The sequence below is a fragment of the Spirosoma jeollabukense genome, from assembly GCF_054777855.1.
In genome coordinates, this window is record NZ_BAAHAD010000001.1 from 1362528 (window position 1) to 1381215 (window position 18688).

An 18688-nucleotide genomic window follows, 5' to 3' on the forward strand; every position below is an offset into this window, starting at 1 on the left:
TAAAATAGATTTATTGTGTAATACTATGAAACTTTTTTAATACTTCACAATACTTACTAATAAACCTGTTAAGCACTACCTGACGACAAAACTTATCAGCCCTCTGTAGAAATATTAGTAACTTAATAGATTCAGATCCGCCGTGTCAATCATCTCGACCCGTTTGCCCATCTTTTTCTGAATAATTCTGAAGTGATGCTCATCTTCGGGGCAGATGAGTGAAATCGCTTCCCCCGAGGCCTCGGCGCGGCCCGTTCGGCCAATGCGGTGAATGTAATCTTTAGGTGATCGGGGCAGCTCGAAGTTGATCACATAGGGCAAAAACTGAATATCTATTCCCCTGGAAATCAGATCTGTAGCAACCATCACCGTCAGTTTTCCCGCTTTAAACTGACGTAGTACTTCCATTCGGGAACCCTGCGTTTTCTTGCTATGAATGGCAGCCGCCTGAATCCCGTTCTTGTTGAGTTTGACGACCAGATTATCAGCCGTACGCACCGACGAGACAAAGACCAGCACCTGCTTCATATTACCGGTTTTGATCAGATATCGTAACAACGGGCCTTTCCGTTCGGGATCAACGCGATAGGCCAGTTGCTTAATTAAGTCGATATTTTGCTCCTCTTCGACAATCTCTATTTTTACGGGCTCGTGGAGCAGGTTGGCGTTAATGTCCTGAATGGCATCGCCTAATGTGGCCGAAAAGAGAATCGTCTGCCGCTTTTCGGGCAACAGGTCGAACACCTGATCCATCTCATCGGCAAAACCGAGGTCCAGCATTTTATCCGCTTCATCCAGCACGAGCAATTCAACCTGCGACAAACGTAGTGCCCGTTGTGCCACCAAATCCAGTAGTCGGCCCGGCGTAGCAACCATAATTTCAGCTCCATATACGGCAACCATCTGCGGATTAATGGCCACGCCACCGTATACCGCTACCGTTTTTACTTTTTGGGGAAGATACTGACTAAACGCCTGGAAAACTTCAGCTACCTGCACGGCCAGTTCCCTCGTAGGGACCAGCACCAACACACTGAGTGATTTATTGTTGACGGTATTGGACCGATGAAACAATTCCAGAATGGGCAACACAAAACTGGCGGTCTTCCCCGAACCCGTTTTCGCGATCCCAAGAATATCCTTACCTTCCAGAATCGCCGGAATCGCCTGTTCCTGAATGGGATACGACTGTGTATAATTTTGTTCGGCTACTGCTCTTAGCAGTGGTTTAGACAAACCAAGCGATGAAAAAGGCATACGTATAAATGAATTCGGGTTGTGTTCTATGCCAACGAAGGTAAGTTTAATCCCAGAGATTATTAGCCAAAAACCAGCCTGATGCCAACGTAGTGAAACCTGCCGGTTCAATTAATAAAGAGAATTACAAAAAATATTTCTCAACGCTGTAATGTTTTCCTGACTTAGTCGTCTTTGTCATTGAAATGGATTTACAAGCCTTTAAACAACGGATACTGCCTGTTCAGGGTCGCCTTTTTAGGCTGGCACAACTGTTTCTGCGCAATCGCGAAGAAGCCGAAGATGCCCTACAGGACGTATTGTTGCGGCTTTGGACCAATCGGCAGCAGTTGGATACGTACCATAGCGTGGAAGCGCTGGCCGTGCAAATGACCAAGAACCTGTGTCTGGATCGACTAAAATCGCCAGCGCACCAGAAAATGGCCAACGATGCGGGTTTGAGAGAGGTTGAGGCTGAAGGAGTTTCTCCTTATCGGCAGGTAGAATTAGCCGACAGTGCCGGGTTGATCCGTCGGTTAGTGGAGGATTTACCCGCCCAACAAAAGCTCATTCTCCATCTACGCGATGTGGAGGAATATTCGTTCGAGGAAATCGAACAGGTAACGGGCCTTAGCATCAATAACATACGGGTAATTTTATCGCGGGCACGGCTACGGCTGCGGGAGAGTTACGTAAAAGCAAATGATTATGAAGCCGGACATTGAAAAGCTCCTGGAAAAATATTATGAGGGCGAAACAACGCTCGACGAAGAAAAGGAATTGCGGCAGTTTTTCCAGCAGGAAACCATTCCAGCGCATTTGCTGGAGCATGCCGCACCATTTCGCTACTTCGCCGAAGCCCGGACGCAACACCCGTCTGCTACGTTCAACAATCGCCTGGTAGATAAGCTAACGGCACCTGAGCCAGGGCCAATTCGTAGCCTGACAACCTGGTTCATGCGTCTGGCGGCCAGTCTTGCTTTATTGATCGTTGGTTTCTCGGGCGGGCGGTTTTACGACCAGTGGCGGTCTGATCAGCCACGTACACAACAGACGGCTTCTTCGGGTGATGTCATGCCAACGCTCGAAATGAAAAAGGTGCTGGCCTTCGAGCAACATCCCAAAACATCGGCCAGCGAACGTATTCAGGCCGTGAATCAGAGTTACGAACTCTCCCAGGCCGATCGTGATATTACGCAACTGCTGATCAATACATTGAATTTCGACGCCAATGTGAATGTGCGGCTGGCGGCCTGCCAGGCACTGACACGCTTCGAGAACGAACCAGGTGTGCGCGAAGCCCTCATTCAATCGCTGACGATTCAAACTGATGCGAACGTCCAATTAACGCTCATTGATGCATTGGTAGCGATCAAAGAAAAGCGGGCTGTAAATGAAATTCAGCGAATAGCTCAAAACCAGGAAGTTCTGGACGTAGTGCGCCAGAAAGCGCAGGAAGGACTCAACAATCTGGTTCAGGGGGGAAAGTCTCCTTCCTAGTCACTAACTGCTCAATCACCTGATTTTGCAAAAAACAAACGGACTTTCGTTTCAGCCGATCAACGCTGGGGAACGTCCAGGGAAGTGTGTGCCTGCATCATTCCATTAACTCTCAAAAATCAATTATTTATCATTTACGCCAAATAACTAATGAACATGAAGAAGCTCCTAGTACTAAGTGTCGGCCTGTTATGGTGCCTGAGCAGCGCCAAAGCGCAGGAATACAAAACCAAGCTGGCGAATACAAAAGACCGAAAGGTAACGATTGAAATGGACGCTGGCGACATCAAAATTGAAGGTCACAATGGCGATGAGGTCATTATTCAGGCATCGGGCTACGAGGCTCCCCCCGAGCGGGCGAAAGGGCTAAAACCCATCTACAATTCGGCGGTCGACAACTCCGGTATTGGTCTGGCCGTGACAACGGAAAGTGGCGGTTTAAGAATCGAAAAAGCGACGAGAAAACCAATCAAATACACGATCCGGATTCCCCGAAAGGTCGCGCTACTCTTTGAACAAACGAATTGGCAGAGTTCAGCTTTATCCGTCAGCAACATGGATGGCGACCTGGAGGTACGGACCAACAACGGTTCCATTGACCTCAACAACGTAACAGGACCTATTGTAGCCAACAGCACCAACGGCGAAATCAAGGTTGTTTACTCGGCGTTGAGTCAGGAGAAACCGACCGCGATATCGACCATCAATGGCCCCATTGACATTACGATGCCTGCCAGTTCCAAATCCAACATGAAGCTCCGGTCGATTCACGGAGAAATGTATACCGATTTTGATCTGGGTGTAAAATCGACAAAAGACGGCATGTCGAGAGTGGGTGGTGGCAATAACATCGACGGCACGACAAACGGGGGTGGGGTGGAAATCCAACTGAAGACGATCAACAGCAATATCTACATTCGGAAGCAAAAATGATTTATCCAAACTCTCCTCATTCCCATGAAAAATATCGTCTATTCATTGCTGCTGAGCTTGATCGTCGGGCCAGCGTTTGCCCAGAAAATCATTGAAAAAACGGTGTCTGTTTCGGCAGACCAGGCCGTCAACCTCAACCTCAAGTTTGCCGACAGCATTCAGGTTCGTTACTGGGATAAACCGACGATGTCGATACGTATTGAGGTGACCATCAACGGGGGGAAGCTGAACGATGCGTTGCTGGTTACGTCCAGTTCTACATCGGGGGAAGTCAGCCTGAAAACCGACTTCGACAATGAATTATTGAAAGAAGGAAAAGCCGAAGATTGCCCCGGTAATACGTCCTCTCACTGGCGTACGGAACGGAACGGAAAAGATTACTACGTATGCAGCGACATTAATTACCAGGTATTTCTGCCCCGTCAGGTCAAACTAAAAGTTGAGACGATCAATGGCAATATTGACATTCAGGGGGCCACGGGAGCTGTCTTTGCGAAAACCATCAGTGGTTATGTCGACATGAGCTGGCCAAAAGCAAAGGGCGCCAATCTGGCCATGAAAACCATTACGGGTGAGGTGTATTCCGACATGGACATCAGCTTCAAAAAGAAAGAAAAACACCCGATCGTCGGCTATCTCCTCGAAGGAACGCTTAACGGTGGCGGCCCCGAAGTGCGGCTCGAATCGATCAGCAACAACGTTTACTTCCGAAAAAAGGATTGACTTTTTTCGTTTTACCCCCAACTCCTGAAGGGACTTTGCTCGACTATTCTCAACCTGAGCCCCCTTCAGGGGGTTGGGGGTAAGACGCAATACCTAATTGAAAGTAGTAGATAAAAGCCCCTAAATTCCCTGAAGGGGACTTTGTTTGAGCGTGAACAAAGTCTCCTTCAGGGGATTTAAGGGCTTTTCAGATGGTTTCTTAGGCTGACTAATCTCTCTTTTTCCTCCCTCCTACCCGCTTGATGGGTCTGCCGTATTTTAACATCTTTTCGGCGGCATGATCGCGCCGAACGTTTACCTTTTTGTTCTTATCAATTTTTTCGTGGAAGGCCGGGCCAACATCTTCCCGTTTGGGTACTTTCACCTCGATCGTTGGCATATAAACCTTAGGTTTCTCATCGGCCGTTAATTCATCCGAAATGACAAGATTTTCCGGTAACGCCCGCATCGGAATCTGGTAATTCATCAACTGCTCAACGGCGGCCTGCTGGTCGTTTTCGCTTTCCCTGATGAACGTAATGGCGATACCTTTTTTGTCGGCGCGGCCGGTTCGCCCAATGCGGTGAATATAATTTTCTGGTACGTCGGGCATATCGAAGTTGACCACATGAGACACATCCACTACGTCAATGCCGCGGGCGATAATATCCGTTGCAATCAGAATCCGGTACGTACCTGCCTTGAATTGATCGACGGCTTCGAAGCGTTTGTTCTGCTCTTTATTGGAGTGAATGATGCCGACCACGCCCGGAAACTTCTCATCCATCTGATCATAAACCTGATCGGCCAGTTGCTTGGTGGCTACAAAAACCAGGACTTTAGTCATGGTATCATCCTGCCTCAAAAACAGATCCAGCAGATTTATTTTCGTGTAGAAATTGGGAACCAGATAGCCCGTCTGTTCAATATTCTCCAATGGCGTACCAGCGGGCGCAGCCTCTACCCGAACCGGATTCGTGAAGAACGTGTGCATCAATTGCTCCACCTCATCGGTGAGCGTAGCCGAAAACAGCAGGTTTTGCCGTTTCGGCGGCAATAGATCCAGCACGATTTTCAGTTGCGTTCGAAAGCCGAGATTCAGCATTTCGTCTACTTCATCAATCACCAGTTTCTTGATGGACTTTGTCTTGATGGCTCCATTGGTCATCAAATCGACCAGGCGGCCGGGCGTAGCGACCAATATATCCAGTCCCTGTAACACCTGTGCCAGTTGCGGTTTCAGGTTAACGCCACCATATATACCCACCACTACAAGGTTCATGTAGGTGGTCAACTCCTTAACTGTTTCAACGACCTGCACGACCAGTTCGCGCGTGGGCACGATGATCAGCAATTGCGGGAGCTTATCCTTCGTGAATTGAAGCTGACGCAGGCACGGCAGTAAATACGCAATGGTTTTCCCCGTACCCGTTTGCGCAATGCCGCACACATCCTTACCCGACATTACAACCGAGAATACTTTTTGCTGAATGGGCGTCGGCGTGGTATACCCTAGATCCGTTAAGGCATTCAGCAGCGGTTTGTTCAGATTCAGTTCGTCGAAAGTCATAATTGTGCCCGTCAAATAAACCACGAAGGTAGGCTTATTCAACGAAGACATCATTGTCTGGACGTATCAACTAACAAAGTCAGGTTTCTATAAAATTGAATAGAATAACGTCCATATCGACTTATATTGATGTTCGCCTTACTGAAACGCAACTCGCATGAACCGGTTACTTTTTCCTTTTTTCCTGTGTCTTTTTCTGTTTACGAATCAGTTTGTCCTGGCGCAGGCAAAGATTGACAGCTTACTGCCCATACGCGGATTTTGTATTGCCGCCCCACAACCCCAACAACTGGATACGTTCATCAAGTTTATCAATGAAGAACTCGCTCCCCGGCAGGTCAATACGTTAATTCTGCGAGTCGACTTCAACTATCAGTTCGATAGTCATCCCGAGCTTCGCGATAATATTGCCCTGTCGAAACGGGAGGTAAAAAAGCTGGTTAAAGCCTGTCAGAAAAATAACATCCGCCTGATTCCACAAATCAATTTGCTTGGTCATCAATCCTGGGCCAGCACGACGCATAATCTGCTACGTGTCTACCCTGATTTCGACGAAACGCCCCACGTAAAAATGCCTACGAACTATGAATGGCCGAATCCTGACGGACTGTATTGCAAAAGTTATTGTCCGTTGCATCCGGGTGTTCACAAAGTCGTTTTTGATTTGGTCGACGAAATCTGCGAGGTATTTGAAACCGATGCGTTTCACGCGGGGATGGACGAGGTATTTTACATCGGCGACGATAAATGTCCGCGCTGTTCGGGCCGCGACAAGGCGGATTTGTTTGCCGGTGAAGTCACTGAAATCCGTAATCACCTGGCCCAGAAAAATCGGCAACTCTGGATTTGGGGCGACCGGCTCATTGACGGAAAAACGACAGGTATAGGCATGTGGGAGGGCAGCTACAACAATACGTATCGAGCCATTGACCTGATTCCCAAGGACGTACTGATTTGCGACTGGCATTACGAACGCCCGGATCAAACTGCTGTTTATTTTGCCACCAAAGGTCTCAGCGTCATTACGTGTCCCTGGCGAAAGCCCGGTTTTGCCGTCACGCAAACGCAGGACATGGTGAAATTTAGAAAGTCGGTAACGCCCATAATGAAAGCGCGCTTCCAGGGCATGATGCAAACCGTCTGGTCGGGCGCAGGGCCGTTTTTAGATGAGTTCTATGGCGTAAAAGTGAATCCCGCATCGGGGGAAGATACCGCCACCAATTGCTTTAAGGCTATGTTTGGCGAGATAAAAAAACTGAGCGACACAAATTAATCAACCACTACGTATGGTATCCCCATCAACCCAGTCAACCCGGTCCAAGTCGGTAGATGTATCGTTGAAACGTGTATTTTCAATTGATGTCTTCCGGGCATTAACGATGCTGACGATGATTTTCGTCAATGACTTCTGGACGTTAACCGGCATTCCCGTCTGGCTCGAACATGCGCATGCGGATCAGGATTTTCTGGGCTTTTCGGACGTAGTGTTCCCCTGTTTCCTGATTATCGTCGGCATGTCAATTCCCTTTGCGATTCGTCAGCGGCTCGACAAAGGCGATTCTTACCTACAAATCATCTGGCACATTACGCTTCGATCGGTTGCGTTGCTGGTAATGGGCGTCTTCACCGTCAACACACCCGATCTGAACGCGAAGGCTACGGGAATGCGTGTCGAATGGTATCAAATCTTAATGGTGCTGGGCTTTTTTCTGATCTGGAATCAATACCCCAAACGTGAAGACGTAGTAAAAACCATTTTTACGGGTCTGCAATGGCTGGGCGTAGGGGTACTTGTTTACTTAGCCTTAATTTTCAGGGGTGGTCCTGACACTGAATTAACCCGAATGACGCCCCAGTGGTGGGGAATTTTAGGCTTGATTGGCTGGACGTATTTTACCTGCGCCATCCTCTATTTATTTCTCCACAAACAACAAATTCTGCTGCTCATTTCCTGGCTGTTTTTCACCGTCTTGAACATAGCTGGCCACGCGGGTTGGTTACACGCAATCTGGCCCGATGGTCCAGGCGACTGGATTTTGGGCAATGGTGCCTTCAACACATTTGCCTTCGCTGGAATATTGGCTACGTTACTCCTGACACGGGTGCAGAGAACGGGTAAAACTCAGCGGTTACCCTTGCTTTTTACGGGTATAGGAATCCTGTTTCTCGTCGCTGGATTCCTATCCAGAAACTTCTTCATCATTTCAAAAATTCAGGCAACGCCCACCTGGATTTTCCTATGTTGTGGCATTGGCTTTATCGTTTACGCCGGAATTTACTGGTTGGTCGACATGAACGGAAAAACCGCCTGGTTTGATCCTATTAAACCCGCCGGAACAAGCACACTGACTTGTTACTTAATCCCTTATCTCTACTACAGCCTGGCCGATCTATCGGGCATTTCGCTACCCGACTCGCTAAAAACTGGCAGTGTTGGCTTAGTCAAATCGCTCCTGTTCGCCTTCCTGATCATTGGTATCACGGCGGCATTGGGAAGGCTGAAAATTAAGCTGAAATTGTAGAAGAAATGGAACAGAGATAATAGCGGAACTACTAACTATACAAAGCGTTATATTTGCTAAAAAGCATTTGTTATGCAGGCCGCCGAACTTAAAATACATGTCGTAAAAGAGATTGCTGAGTTATCCGATGAGCAGTTTATGCAGGTGTATGACGACCTGATACGCTTGTTACATCCTCCCGTTCGGAAACCTCATTTTGGTAGTGCAAAAGGCCTAGTCACGTTTATGGCTGATGATTTTGATGCGCCATTAGACGATTTTAAGGAATATATGCCGTGAACTTACTACTGGACACGCATACACTTATCTGGTACCTAGAAGGGAATCAGGAGTTGAGTCAAACCTGCCGTACTATGATCGAAGACCCAAGCAATACAAATTTTGTGAGTATTGCTTCTTTCTGGGAGATCGCTATCAAATTAAGCTTAAATGGAAAAATTGAGTTATCGCAACCGTTTGAGCGCCTTAATCAGATCGTTTGGGATAACAATATCACTACGTTGCCCGTCCGCTTCGAGCATACAGTTGTCATTAGATCCTTACCATTTTATCATAAAGATCCGTTTGATCGAATTATCATTGCTCAATCCATTACTGACACCATGCCTTTGTTAAGTCGGGACGGCAATTTTGATTCTTATTCAATTCATCGTATCTGGTAGATAAAGAGAAAAAGAATTAACTAAGTCTTTTTCCTGGCTTATTGCACCGCCCGAATTTCTACAAACCCATCAGCGTCGAAAACAGGGCAGGTTTGCATAAGGGCAACGGCTTCGTCTAAATCCGTAGCGTTGATTAGCAGATATCCCCCTACAATTTCCTGCCCGTTCACCTGGTATAAGCCTTCCGAGGCCGTTGGTCGCATAACTTTACCCGCAAGTGTCAACGAATGCCCACGCTCCCAATGACCTTTCGCCAATAAATCATCTATCCAGGCTTTCCAGTCGAGTTGGTGCTGACGGGTTTCGTCTGCGGAGGGGATGGTGGCACGACCATCCGGTTCACGAATCAAAATGAGATACGTTTTCATCTGCCTAATCATACAAAAATAGAAGGCTTGTTAAGGCTGGGTGATCTGTTGCAGAACGGAATGAGTATCGCGAATACCCCAATGTTCAATGTATTTACCGTCACGCAACCGTACAATGTCGATTACCGGAAATCGGATGGTTTTTCCCGTGGCGGGAACGCCCATGAACGTTCCGGAATGGGTGGCATGAAAGGCTTTTCGGGTAACAACTTTATCACCTTCCGCAATCTGATCGTAGATTTCAACGCGTAGATCGGGGAAAGCGGGTCGCAGTACGTCGAGGATGAAACGTATCATCCCGTCCCGACCTGGTGGCATTCCGGCGGGGGCTGTGTGGTTAATAAACGAATCGTCAATTAGTTCATAGAAAGCGGCAAGGTGGCCTTCTTCAATCGCTTCTTTATTGAACCGGTTAACAATAGCCTTATTTTTTTCTCCTTCCGAGTCCATGCTATTTGGTGCTTGTTGAGGGTACAAAGCTACGGCACTCAGCAGGGTTGGTTACTGGCTGTATGTCGGTTTCAATGGTACATTTCGCGGATCGTCGTCCGGAACGTAGCAGGCGTCTCACCGGTCAGGCGCTTGAAAAAGCGATGGAAGTACGCCCCATCCTCGAAACCCAGTTGCCAGGCAATTTCTTTAGCCGACAAATCGGTATGCAACAAACGGCGCTTTGCTTCCAGCACCAGTCGCTCGTGAATATGCTCTATGGCCGTTTTGCCGCTTTGTTGCTTTATCCGATCATTCAGATGACCCGGTGTCAAATTGAGCAGTTCAGCATAGTCGGCTACCTGATGCAACGTATTATAGTGACTGTCAATAAGGGCTCTGAATTTTTCCAACAACCCCCGATCTGGCGAACGATGGACAGCCTGAGACTGGTCGACGTACAAGCGACTCAAATAAATCAGCAATACGTTGACATACGATTGCAGCATGGTATTTCGCCAGCTATGCTCGGTATTAAACTCCACGACCATCTTGCCCATCAAATCTTCCAGAAACGCCATATGCATGGGCTCCAGCTTCAGCTCATGGGCATTATCGGGATTCTGAATAATGGGTAGTTTTCGAAGCGATTGATTTCCATCAAGCTGCAGGTACTCTTCTGTGAACGAGAGCATAATACCAGTCATCGGCTCGGTTTTCTCTTTCACCTGCACTTGCTGTGGCGACGAAAAATAGAACGTATTGGGTTGGAGTGTATACGGCACAAAATCCACCCAGTGGCGACTGTTACCCTTCCGTACCAGGCAAAAGAAATAAAAATCCTTACGATGCGGTACCAGGAAGTTGGATTTGCGCCGAATAAATTCCCCCTTCGCTTCCACGATGTCAAAAACCGTGCTACCAACGCTACTACTTTCCTGCAACGAATACTGCTGAATCGCTACGTCTTTCTGTTGGGTGACAATCATGCTTCGATATAGACTGTTAAAACCAATGGCGCCTGGTACTTTTTCGCCTGGCGGTTAACGCATTCGATAAACTACCAGGCGCCTTATTAGTTAAAATTACGTACTTGTCTGCCCGAATAAAGCGAATAGTAACATCCATCGTTTACCGCTTCTGATTAGCCACTCATTGTTTCTCATGACACACCTACTTCAAGCACTAGTTGGAACCTGGTTTATCTGTAGTACGAACTTTCCGATGTGGCTGAAAGGCGACAAACTCAATCCTACGTTTACGTATTCAATCGCGGAGAAAAAAGGGGCAACCAATGTATTGCTCGACGAAGTCAAGTACGTAAAAAAAGGAGAGCCAAAAATCCTTACTGGTTTTGATTATCAGGACCCGAGCGATTCGTCGGCCTTTGTCTGGCGTGGGAAAGGAGCCTTAAGCGTACTACGTAGCAAATGGAAAGTCGTTTTGCAGGACCCCGATGGCCAATGGGCGGTTATCTGGTTTTCAGGAACGCTGTTCACACCCGAAGGCGTCGATATTATCAGCCGGAGTCAGCAGCTTCCTAACAAGACACTCAACCATATCAAGTCACTAATGGCCGATAAACCCCTGTTAGCCAGACACATAATTAGCCTGAGGGAGCTACCTGTTCGGTAAGCTTCAATAATTGAAAACACAACATTCCACTACGTATTCTAACGATCACTTCGCGTATTTAGCCTGCATCGTTTTGATGAAGGTGAAGCCATTTTCGGCGATGTCCCAGGGGTCGTTGTATTCCCGCCACACGTTGATCGAATTTGCAAACGCAATGTCGTTTCGCGTGAAGGCTTCGATGGTCATCCAGCCGGTGTAGTTGATTTCAGCTAAGGTTCGAAATGTATCGTTCCAGGGAATATGTCCGTCGCCCGGTGTGCCGCGGTCGTTTTCGCTGATGTGAACGTGAGCCAGCACGGGCGCAATGGTACGGATGGCATCCGGGAATCGCTTTTCCTCCATATTGGCGTGGTGTGTGTCGAACATGGCCCGCACATTTGGATGGTCGGCCCGGCGCACCAGCTCTAGTAACTGACTCATGGTGTTACACAAATAGCACTCAAACCGGTTTAGGGCCTCCGGTGTCAGCACAATGTTGGCCTGTTTGGCATACTCGCCAGCGGCATGAAGCACTTCCGCACTACGTTCATACTCATCGGGTTGTGGTTCCTGGCGTGAGAACGTAGCAAAGGCCGAGTGAAACGGCCCGCAAATGACCGAAGCACCCATGGCGTGTGCCCGATCGATGGCCTCTTTCAGTCGAGTCAGCGCCTGGTCCCGAATCTGAGGGGAATCACTCGCCGGATTTTCGTCGGGACTCATGACCATCACGCAGGTGCTTTGTAAATTCAATTGCCGCAAATGATCGCCAAACTGCCGGTAAGCCGCTACGTCTTGGTAGTCAATAAAACACTCAATTCCATCGTAGCCGATTGTTTTAAGACGCTCCGTTATCGGATGCATTTTTTCGGAAATGGGGGCCGACCAGGCTAATAAGTTGAAACCAACAGGCGATGATGATGATGTAGGCATGAGATAAGGGCAAGGACTAGTTCAGCAAAAAAGATAAAATACTGTTCCGGCTACTGACAAGCCGTTCAGATAATACTTAAAACGTACCGGGCGAACGCCTATTTTGCTTCCGCCGTCGAAAACAAATAGGGGAAATCCTCTGGTTTGGTCTCCCGTTGTCGGCTTAGCGTTGCCGACATGTCCATATCCAACACAGCGCCTTGCATCAGTTCCCAGTGACTCAGCCAGTTTTTGTCATATGTTTTCCGTTCAGCCGTAGCGTGTTGATGTAGCGGTTCTACTCACTATTGGCGAGCGCATTGATGACGATCTGTTTGCCATTTTCCAGTGTCGCCGTAACTTTTTTAAACAACGGAGTGCCTATCACGTACTGATCCGTAGCGGGCAAACCGGATAGAAGCCCATCGCTGTAAACACGTATCATGTCGATGTCTGACCGTTGTCTTCGTCGCCACAGTACCCATCCGGCGTTGGCAGGGTTTTCTGTTTGACAGCCTCGAACGTATCACTTCCAATTTTCTTCAGGTTCAGTTCGGCCTGCTCATAGCTGATAAACGATGATGCTACACGCGCCAGAACTTGCTCACTTTTGGCCGTTTTGAAACGAATAGCGGCTCCTGTGTGATCGGATTCTTCGATAAACTGGATTTGAAATCGGTACCGATCAGCGGATTATCCAACTCCACCCAATCGACCGATTTGCCCAACCAGTAGGCACCCACAGCAGCAGACATAACTGCCCATAAAAGAAAACAGACGCTCTTTTTCATATAATCAATGGAAAGGCAACAGACCATTTAGCCTATGCCGCAGCACGTTCAGGTTAGGAGCCAGCGATTATTGCATAGCTGATCCAAAGGTAAATTTAGGGGTAAAGTAATTCGTATTGCAGCAAACAAAATCTTGCTATTGAGTCGAATAAATCTCCAGGACTGATGCTAAAGTGACGGTCATAAGCCGTACAGAGTCAAGTATGCTTTATAGAACTAGGCTGACAGAATCATATTATTATTGATATGAAACGAAAAAGCCACTTCAATTGAAGCGGCTTTCGTGCACGCACAGGAATTATATAACAATTTACTAGCCTTACATATATTTTTAACGTAGTTGCAGTAGTATTGTCGCTACATGGCTAGTAACCGAATAGCCATGATGGGTGTTAGATAGCTGTCATTCCATCTGATGCCTATTGCTTAAAGTATTCGATTTTATCAGCATCTGAATTGTTATTAATATTAACCTCTCCCCCACTACCCGCCATAATAGTAGTGCTAACGGTTAGCGCACCCTGCGTGTTACCTGGAGTTAACACGCCTGTAAGGCCAAACGATTTACGGCTACCACCTGCAATCACTTCGTTAGTAGTAAGGATATAAAAATTATCATTTGAGTCATTAAACGTCCAGATATCGTTCTGAACAGTTTTATTGCCAACAAAGACTGAACTACTGTTTAAACTCAGAACCACCAAGGGGTCTTTAGTTACATAAACTGTTATAAGATTATTGGTAGCCGTCGACAGAATATCAAACACATCAACCACGACGGTAAAGTTAGTAGTACCATACTGAATAGTTGGCAGCGTGTACATGATCGGAACCAGATCTGCAGTCAATGGTACGGCTACATTAGTAATACTACTTTCATTTACCGTAATGGCACCTACCGTTGAAAGTGCTCGCCCTTCAAGGGTGGTTGTATTCAAAACGATAGCTCCTTCCGCAATGATAGTACCTTTGAAAGTAGACCCCGTTCCTAATGTAGCAGCACCTAATATCTGGAAAAATACATTAGCTGCGGTAGCCCCATTCGTCAGTACGATACTGGAGTTAGTAGCCGTTACCAGAGCGCTACTTAACTTGATAATAAAAATACCTGTTCCACTTAGCGTCAATGTTCCTGTCAGGGTAGAAGGAAGGGCCGTGTTTTGGCAATATACGCCTGAAGTAAGGGTTTGATTTCCTAATTCGGGACTGGCCAAAATCACGGTGCAGGGAGTGGCAACCAGTGAATTGTAGGCCGTCACTACATCGGCCGCAGCAGAGGCCGACGTCGGATCGCTAATATGACTTTGCCCTGTTATAGTTGCGGTATTAAATCCGCTATATAATCCATCATTAGTACCCAGGTCGCCTACCACTGTTGATGATCCAACATTGGATAGTGCGCCCGTGGCTGTAAATAAAGCAAAGGTAGACGCTGTTCCTAAGTCAGGAGCCTGGCCTAAACTTGAGTTCAAGCCTACAAATAAGTAAACGGCTATTAAAGTAAGTAGTACGTTGATTTTCATTCTTTCGACAATTAAAATACCAATTTATGTAGTTACAAATATGGTATATTTAATAGCCGTTTAATTTTACAATTATGAACAATAGTTACATTATTCACACATTTTCGAGCGCAATACGCCTTTTGTGTTTAAGTTGTTTAAAGAAGGAGGGCGTTAAACCGGTAACTTTTTTGAATTGATTCGATAAGTGAGCGACACTGCTGTAGTTTAGCTTATACGCTATTTGAGTGAGATTAATCTCGTCGTATAACAGCAGCTCTTTTGCCCGCTCGATTTTGTGGGCAATAATGTAATGCTCGATCGTAAGGCCTGTTGCCTCAGAGAAAAGATTGGCTAGGTAGGTATAATCATAGCTGAGTTTCTCGCTGATATAAATTGAATTTTTAGTTTTAGGAAGTTCGTGCGCATAATGCACCATATGTATAATAACGTTTTTTATTTTTTCAATTAGTATAGCTTTTTTGTCGTCCATTAATTCAAGACCGCAGGCTAACAATCTAATTTTCAGGACATTATACTTTTCATCAGTAAGCGTCTCTGCGATTTCTACCTCGCCTAATTCTACCACTCCACTTTGTAGCCCGAGTTCAGTTAACGTTGCCTGCACAATCATTTTGCAGCGGATACTTACCATGTATTTGATGTAGAGTTTCATGTCATACTTTGAGAATGGTATAGATACATTAACAAATCGGCAAGTAAGGTTGGCGCCAAAGAAAACTAGCGAGGATTTTTTACGGCTTATTTTCTTCTGTATAGAAGAATAGCCTAGTTAATAGGCTTGGCCAATAATGATAGATGATGATTTTGGCCAAGCGTTCAAACGAAATTGAGCTGATTTCTGGATGAAGAGTAGTTAGTATATGTTTATATATGTCCCTCTGGAACGTACTTACTCTTGTGGGTTCTGTTTTATTGTTTCCTCCAAGTCTTCCGCAAAGCGATTAGTAAGAAAATACTGTAAGTCCTTAGTGAATGAGGAATCGGCTGGACTTAATTTTTTAAATAAGTTTTCAACAGAAATTGGAACCTGATCAACGATCTTTTTCACCAAAATTGTCTTCTCATCCGGTGTCATTGAGGCCCGTAAATATTCGTAAGTTACTTTTGCCATAGCCTCAATTGTACCAATTTTACCAATCAGGTTCGCTAATTCTTTTGCACTTAGAGTTACTGGGTTGTTTGGATCTGGATTCATAGTTTTAGTTAAATTTGAATTACGCAACTGCCAATTAACCTTGTAGTTGGCACAATTTATGGTGATTGATCGGCCTTGTCTGTTGATTTATAATTCTCACTGATACTCGACTTTAACCATCAAGTCAGGCCGCACTTGTGTTTGCAATAGACTCGCTGATAGCTGGATACGCCAGCATCGAAAAGTCAGGAAGGCCCCGAACCTGGATAACAAACAACATTCGAGTTGTTGCTGGAGCAGAAGTAGCCATTTAACTTGTCCTCTATCTCAACGCGCGTTGTCTCTTATAAATCAGGAAATATCGTCAGGATAAAGAATGTCTGCACATCGAGCCTAGGCCTTGTAATAGCTTTTACGCCCTATTGAGTAGAGAGTGCCAGAAACCTAATTACGTATTGCTACAAATGGATTTTGTATCCAATATATCACCACTTGATCATATATTGTTGGATTTAAAGAGTCAAAACCATTAACGAAAAACCAAGTTGTTTAAAAATTCTAAATTTACTAAAACTAAATTACTTATTGTGATAATAGTTTTTTATTAGTTCTAAGCTGGTTCGATAAGATATGACTGATTTTAAACAAGAAATTTACACTGACCTGAAATGAAGTTTCCCGCGTAAGCTTGATCCTTTCCAGACAGAACTTAAATACCAGCTATACCTATTTGTAGTGCCGATGAACGGGTTATAAAAAGCGACCTTATAGCGTGAGTGATTAGAGACTAGACGCTGAAACTCTGGCTACATCGGGATTGCCCAGCGCGCAGGTGGATTTAGTTTTGGCAGGAACAGGAACGAATAGCTGCTGAAACACTAAAAGGAGCTAAAGACGAAGAAATTACGAAGCTATTTCTTTATTTATACCTTATGCATAAACACCTTATGTGCAAACAAAAAGCCACTTACTACATTTCTGTCTGTAAGTGGCTTTTTGTCAAGTGCACTCGTAGGGATTCGAACCCCAAACCTCCTGATCCGTAGTCAGGTGCTCTATCCAATTGAGCTACGAATGCGTTCCCGTTGATTGGGAGTGCAAAAGTAGGGAGAAAAAGCAATCTTGTCAATCTATTTCCCTGAAAAATTTGCCTTACGCTTCATTAAAAAAGCACCAATGCCTTCAATTGCGTCTGCTGATCCACCTAATACATCCTGATTATCAGCTTCTTGATCCAGTTGATGATCGAGGTCGGAATAGAGCGATTGATTCAAAACTTGTTTCATTGCACCAATGGCGCGGGTTGGAGCTGTGGCGTAATAAGCCACTACGTCACTAACAGCTTCGTCTAATTCAATCACTGGAACCGAACGACTCACTAATCCTATGCGGGCTGCTTCGGGGCCATAGACACGGCGACCCGTGCTACATAGGTCAAAGGCTCGTTGCGGGCCAATGAGTCGCGGTAGAAAAAACGTTGAACCGGCATCGGGCATCAGGCCGATGTTCACGAATAGCTGGCTAAAATAAGCCTCGTCGGCACAAATCACTACGTCGCAGGCAAGTGCCAGCGAGCAACCCGCCCCAGCCGCTACGCCATTGATTCGGCCAATAACAGGCTTCGGCAGGTTACGGATGGCCCGAATCATTGGATGATACGTAGTTCGTAGCGACTCACCCAGTTGAAGCTGTCCACCCAATGACATGGCGCTGGTAATGCCTTCTTTCAGATCAGCACCCGACGAGAATGCTTTATCGCCCGCTCCGGTAATAATCACTACACGAACCTGATCGTTGGCACCAGCGGCTTCAACAGCGGATGTAATGTCACGAATCAAGCCAGGGCTGAGGGCATTATAGACCTGAGGACGATTGAGGGTGATCCGGCAAACGGAATCTGTAACCTCATAAAGAAGATTTTCGAACATAAGGGTAAACACAGAGATAATACAGATATACACAATGAGCACAGAGAATACTATGTTCTTTCAATTTGCTCTGTGTTCTTCCTGTAAATCTCTATTATCTCTGTGTTTAAACCTACATGAACCAGAATACGGTGAATAAACTTATGCTCAATCCCAGCGCTAGTCCGGCACTGATCTGAGCTGGCGTATGGGCGTTGAGCTGTAGCCGGGCACTCGCAACAAAACCTGTTAGTAATACAAGCAAAAGCAGCGAAAAAAACAGGTCTGTTATGCTGAACTTGATCATGATGCTGGCAATGAGGCCAACAACACCCCCGATACCAACCGTGTGGGCACTGATTTGCCAGGACAAACTAATGATTCCGACAAACAGAATGGAAACCGCCATGCTACCGATCATAATACCCACTTCAGGCGCAAGAGTCGAGATGAGCTGCATCTGAAACGCGAACAAATACGCCACAAACAGGTAGACGATGCCTATCATAAAATATGGCAATCGGCGGTCAGCCAGGCTGGTGAGTTGCAAACTTTTGACGTACCCACTGCGGTAGAGATAATAAATCAGCAGCGACGGCACCATAAACGTACCCACAAAAATTAGTACGAGCAGGCTGAGCCGTAAAGACTTGGAAAACGCATCCATACCCAGCACGGCGGGCACTTGAAACAGCAGTAAACCAAACAGGATCGTCGGCATCAGCAAGGGATGGAGAATAACCGACAGAAAGCGAGCAAAAGAATTTGTCAATGAGTTAAAAGTAATGATGAATTATGAATGATAAATGATAATCGCTAAGGTGCTTAGCTAACGAATGATAACTGATCTTGTGAACTCAGCAAAGTTACTAACTGCTTTC

21 protein-coding genes, 1 tRNA gene and 1 pseudogene are annotated in these 18688 nt (G+C 46.2%); 9 read left to right on the top strand and 14 right to left on the bottom strand.

Annotation, left to right across the window (positions count from 1 at the left end; all coding sequences use genetic code 11):
* Positions 1-114: 114 nt before the first annotated feature.
* Positions 115-1257, bottom strand: a complete 1143-nt coding sequence (locus ACYVEA_RS05515; RefSeq protein ID WP_461112342.1) for a DEAD/DEAH box helicase — start codon at positions 1255-1257, stop codon at positions 115-117.
* 185 nt (positions 1258-1442) lie between these two features.
* Here ACYVEA_RS05515 and ACYVEA_RS05520 point away from each other — a divergent pair, with 185 nt between their 5' ends.
* From ACYVEA_RS05520 to ACYVEA_RS05535, 4 genes are all read left to right on the top strand, one after another.
* Positions 1443-1961 (top strand): RNA polymerase sigma factor, encoded by a 519-nt coding sequence (locus ACYVEA_RS05520; protein WP_461112343.1) that lies wholly within the window; start codon positions 1443-1445, stop codon positions 1959-1961.
* Entirely contained in the window at positions 1945-2736 is a 792-nt protein-coding gene (locus ACYVEA_RS05525; RefSeq protein ID WP_461112344.1) for a HEAT repeat domain-containing protein, read from the top strand. Before ACYVEA_RS05520 ends, ACYVEA_RS05525 begins: the two co-directional genes overlap by 17 nt.
* Positions 2737-2892: 156 nt before the next feature.
* Positions 2893-3669 (top strand): DUF4097 family beta strand repeat-containing protein, encoded by a 777-nt coding sequence (locus ACYVEA_RS05530; RefSeq protein ID WP_461112345.1) that lies wholly within the window; start codon positions 2893-2895, stop codon positions 3667-3669.
* 24 nt (positions 3670-3693) lie between these two features.
* The gene (locus ACYVEA_RS05535; RefSeq protein ID WP_461112346.1) at positions 3694-4392 is read left to right on the top strand and encodes a DUF4097 family beta strand repeat-containing protein; all 699 of its coding nucleotides are present in this window, start codon (positions 3694-3696) and stop codon (positions 4390-4392) included.
* 208 nt (positions 4393-4600) lie between these two features.
* On the opposite strand, the gene ACYVEA_RS05540 is transcribed toward ACYVEA_RS05535, so the two are convergent.
* A complete protein-coding gene (locus ACYVEA_RS05540) occupies positions 4601-5941 on the bottom strand; it encodes a DEAD/DEAH box helicase (RefSeq protein WP_461112347.1) in 1341 nt (446 codons plus the stop codon).
* 157 nt (positions 5942-6098) lie between these two features.
* On the opposite strand from ACYVEA_RS05540, the gene ACYVEA_RS05545 reads away from it, so the two are divergent.
* The 4 genes from ACYVEA_RS05545 to ACYVEA_RS05560 all read left to right on the top strand — a co-directional run bounded on the left by ACYVEA_RS05545 (position 6099) and on the right by ACYVEA_RS05560 (position 9125).
* Positions 6099-7214, top strand: coding sequence for a family 20 glycosylhydrolase (locus ACYVEA_RS05545; RefSeq protein WP_461112348.1), 1116 nt, complete (start codon positions 6099-6101; stop codon positions 7212-7214).
* A 13-nt stretch (positions 7215-7227) separates the two neighbouring features.
* Entirely contained in the window at positions 7228-8463 is a 1236-nt protein-coding gene (locus ACYVEA_RS05550; protein ID WP_461112349.1) for a hypothetical protein, read from the top strand.
* A gap of 72 nt (positions 8464-8535) precedes the next feature.
* Entirely contained in the window at positions 8536-8742 is a 207-nt protein-coding gene (locus tag ACYVEA_RS05555; protein ID WP_461112350.1) for a DUF2281 domain-containing protein, read from the top strand.
* Positions 8739-9125, top strand: a complete 387-nt coding sequence (locus ACYVEA_RS05560; RefSeq protein WP_461112351.1) for a type II toxin-antitoxin system VapC family toxin — start codon at positions 8739-8741, stop codon at positions 9123-9125. The genes ACYVEA_RS05555 and ACYVEA_RS05560 overlap by 4 nt, the downstream gene beginning before the upstream one ends.
* A gap of 38 nt (positions 9126-9163) precedes the next feature.
* Here ACYVEA_RS05560 and ACYVEA_RS05565 read toward each other — a convergent pair whose 3' ends face one another.
* From ACYVEA_RS05565 to ACYVEA_RS05575, 3 genes are all read right to left on the bottom strand, one after another.
* The gene (locus ACYVEA_RS05565; RefSeq protein WP_461112352.1) at positions 9164-9493 is read right to left on the bottom strand and encodes a YciI family protein; all 330 of its coding nucleotides are present in this window, start codon (positions 9491-9493) and stop codon (positions 9164-9166) included.
* 30 nt (positions 9494-9523) lie between these two features.
* The gene (locus ACYVEA_RS05570; RefSeq protein ID WP_461112353.1) at positions 9524-9943 is read right to left on the bottom strand and encodes an ester cyclase; all 420 of its coding nucleotides are present in this window, start codon (positions 9941-9943) and stop codon (positions 9524-9526) included.
* A 71-nt stretch (positions 9944-10014) separates the two neighbouring features.
* Entirely contained in the window at positions 10015-10911 is an 897-nt protein-coding gene (locus ACYVEA_RS05575; protein WP_461112354.1) for a helix-turn-helix domain-containing protein, read from the bottom strand.
* 175 nt (positions 10912-11086) lie between these two features.
* Between ACYVEA_RS05575 and ACYVEA_RS05580 the strand changes: the two genes are divergently transcribed.
* Positions 11087-11557, top strand: a complete 471-nt coding sequence (locus ACYVEA_RS05580; protein WP_461112355.1) for a hypothetical protein — start codon at positions 11087-11089, stop codon at positions 11555-11557.
* 45 nt (positions 11558-11602) lie between these two features.
* Here the strand turns inward: ACYVEA_RS05580 and ACYVEA_RS05585 are convergent, their stop codons facing one another.
* The 9 genes and pseudogenes from ACYVEA_RS05585 to ACYVEA_RS05625 form a co-directional block, all read right to left on the bottom strand.
* Positions 11603-12469, bottom strand: a complete 867-nt coding sequence (locus tag ACYVEA_RS05585; protein WP_461112356.1) for a sugar phosphate isomerase/epimerase family protein — start codon at positions 12467-12469, stop codon at positions 11603-11605.
* 98 nt (positions 12470-12567) lie between these two features.
* Positions 12568-12946: pseudogene (locus ACYVEA_RS05590) on the bottom strand (glycoside hydrolase domain-containing protein); the annotation flags it as partial.
* An 86-nt stretch (positions 12947-13032) separates the two neighbouring features.
* Positions 13033-13239 (bottom strand): hypothetical protein, encoded by a 207-nt coding sequence (locus ACYVEA_RS05595; RefSeq protein ID WP_461112357.1) that lies wholly within the window; start codon positions 13237-13239, stop codon positions 13033-13035.
* A gap of 419 nt (positions 13240-13658) precedes the next feature.
* Complete coding sequence (locus ACYVEA_RS05600) at positions 13659-14762, bottom strand: ice-binding family protein (protein WP_461112358.1); 1104 nt, start codon at positions 14760-14762, stop codon at positions 13659-13661.
* A 94-nt stretch (positions 14763-14856) separates the two neighbouring features.
* Positions 14857-15417 (bottom strand): helix-turn-helix domain-containing protein, encoded by a 561-nt coding sequence (locus ACYVEA_RS05605; RefSeq protein ID WP_461112359.1) that lies wholly within the window; start codon positions 15415-15417, stop codon positions 14857-14859.
* Positions 15418-15654: 237 nt separating this feature from the next.
* Complete coding sequence (locus tag ACYVEA_RS05610; RefSeq protein WP_461112360.1) at positions 15655-15960, bottom strand: hypothetical protein; 306 nt, start codon at positions 15958-15960, stop codon at positions 15655-15657.
* 944 nt (positions 15961-16904) lie between these two features.
* A tRNA-Arg gene (locus ACYVEA_RS05615) sits at positions 16905-16978 on the bottom strand.
* A 52-nt stretch (positions 16979-17030) separates the two neighbouring features.
* Entirely contained in the window at positions 17031-17828 is a 798-nt protein-coding gene (locus ACYVEA_RS05620) for an enoyl-CoA hydratase/isomerase family protein (protein WP_461112361.1), read from the bottom strand.
* A gap of 112 nt (positions 17829-17940) precedes the next feature.
* A complete protein-coding gene (locus ACYVEA_RS05625) occupies positions 17941-18579 on the bottom strand; it encodes a hypothetical protein (protein WP_461112362.1) in 639 nt (212 codons plus the stop codon).
* Positions 18580-18688: the final 109 nt, after the last annotated feature.

Coding starts and splice junctions, on each gene's coding strand:
- ACYVEA_RS05515 (WP_461112342.1), bottom strand. CDS start 1,257: ATGCCTTTTTCATCGCTTGGTTTGTCTAAACCACTGCTAAGAGCAGTA.
- ACYVEA_RS05520 (WP_461112343.1), top strand. CDS start 1,443: ATGGATTTACAAGCCTTTAAACAACGGATACTGCCTGTTCAGGGTCGC.
- ACYVEA_RS05525 (WP_461112344.1), top strand. CDS start 1,945: ATGAAGCCGGACATTGAAAAGCTCCTGGAAAAATATTATGAGGGCGAA.
- ACYVEA_RS05530 (WP_461112345.1), top strand. CDS start 2,893: ATGAAGAAGCTCCTAGTACTAAGTGTCGGCCTGTTATGGTGCCTGAGC.
- ACYVEA_RS05535 (WP_461112346.1), top strand. CDS start 3,694: ATGAAAAATATCGTCTATTCATTGCTGCTGAGCTTGATCGTCGGGCCA.
- ACYVEA_RS05540 (WP_461112347.1), bottom strand. CDS start 5,941: ATGACTTTCGACGAACTGAATCTGAACAAACCGCTGCTGAATGCCTTA.
- ACYVEA_RS05545 (WP_461112348.1), top strand. CDS start 6,099: ATGAACCGGTTACTTTTTCCTTTTTTCCTGTGTCTTTTTCTGTTTACG.
- ACYVEA_RS05550 (WP_461112349.1), top strand. CDS start 7,228: ATGGTATCCCCATCAACCCAGTCAACCCGGTCCAAGTCGGTAGATGTA.
- ACYVEA_RS05555 (WP_461112350.1), top strand. CDS start 8,536: ATGCAGGCCGCCGAACTTAAAATACATGTCGTAAAAGAGATTGCTGAG.
- ACYVEA_RS05565 (WP_461112352.1), bottom strand. CDS start 9,493: ATGAAAACGTATCTCATTTTGATTCGTGAACCGGATGGTCGTGCCACC.
- ACYVEA_RS05570 (WP_461112353.1), bottom strand. CDS start 9,943: ATGGACTCGGAAGGAGAAAAAAATAAGGCTATTGTTAACCGGTTCAAT.
- ACYVEA_RS05575 (WP_461112354.1), bottom strand. CDS start 10,911: ATGATTGTCACCCAACAGAAAGACGTAGCGATTCAGCAGTATTCGTTG.
- ACYVEA_RS05580 (WP_461112355.1), top strand. CDS start 11,087: ATGACACACCTACTTCAAGCACTAGTTGGAACCTGGTTTATCTGTAGT.
- ACYVEA_RS05585 (WP_461112356.1), bottom strand. CDS start 12,469: ATGCCTACATCATCATCATCGCCTGTTGGTTTCAACTTATTAGCCTGG.
- ACYVEA_RS05595 (WP_461112357.1), bottom strand. CDS start 13,239: ATGAAAAAGAGCGTCTGTTTTCTTTTATGGGCAGTTATGTCTGCTGCT.
- ACYVEA_RS05600 (WP_461112358.1), bottom strand. CDS start 14,762: ATGAAAATCAACGTACTACTTACTTTAATAGCCGTTTACTTATTTGTA.
- ACYVEA_RS05605 (WP_461112359.1), bottom strand. CDS start 15,417: ATGAAACTCTACATCAAATACATGGTAAGTATCCGCTGCAAAATGATT.
- ACYVEA_RS05610 (WP_461112360.1), bottom strand. CDS start 15,960: ATGAATCCAGATCCAAACAACCCAGTAACTCTAAGTGCAAAAGAATTA.
- ACYVEA_RS05620 (WP_461112361.1), bottom strand. CDS start 17,828: ATGTTCGAAAATCTTCTTTATGAGGTTACAGATTCCGTTTGCCGGATC.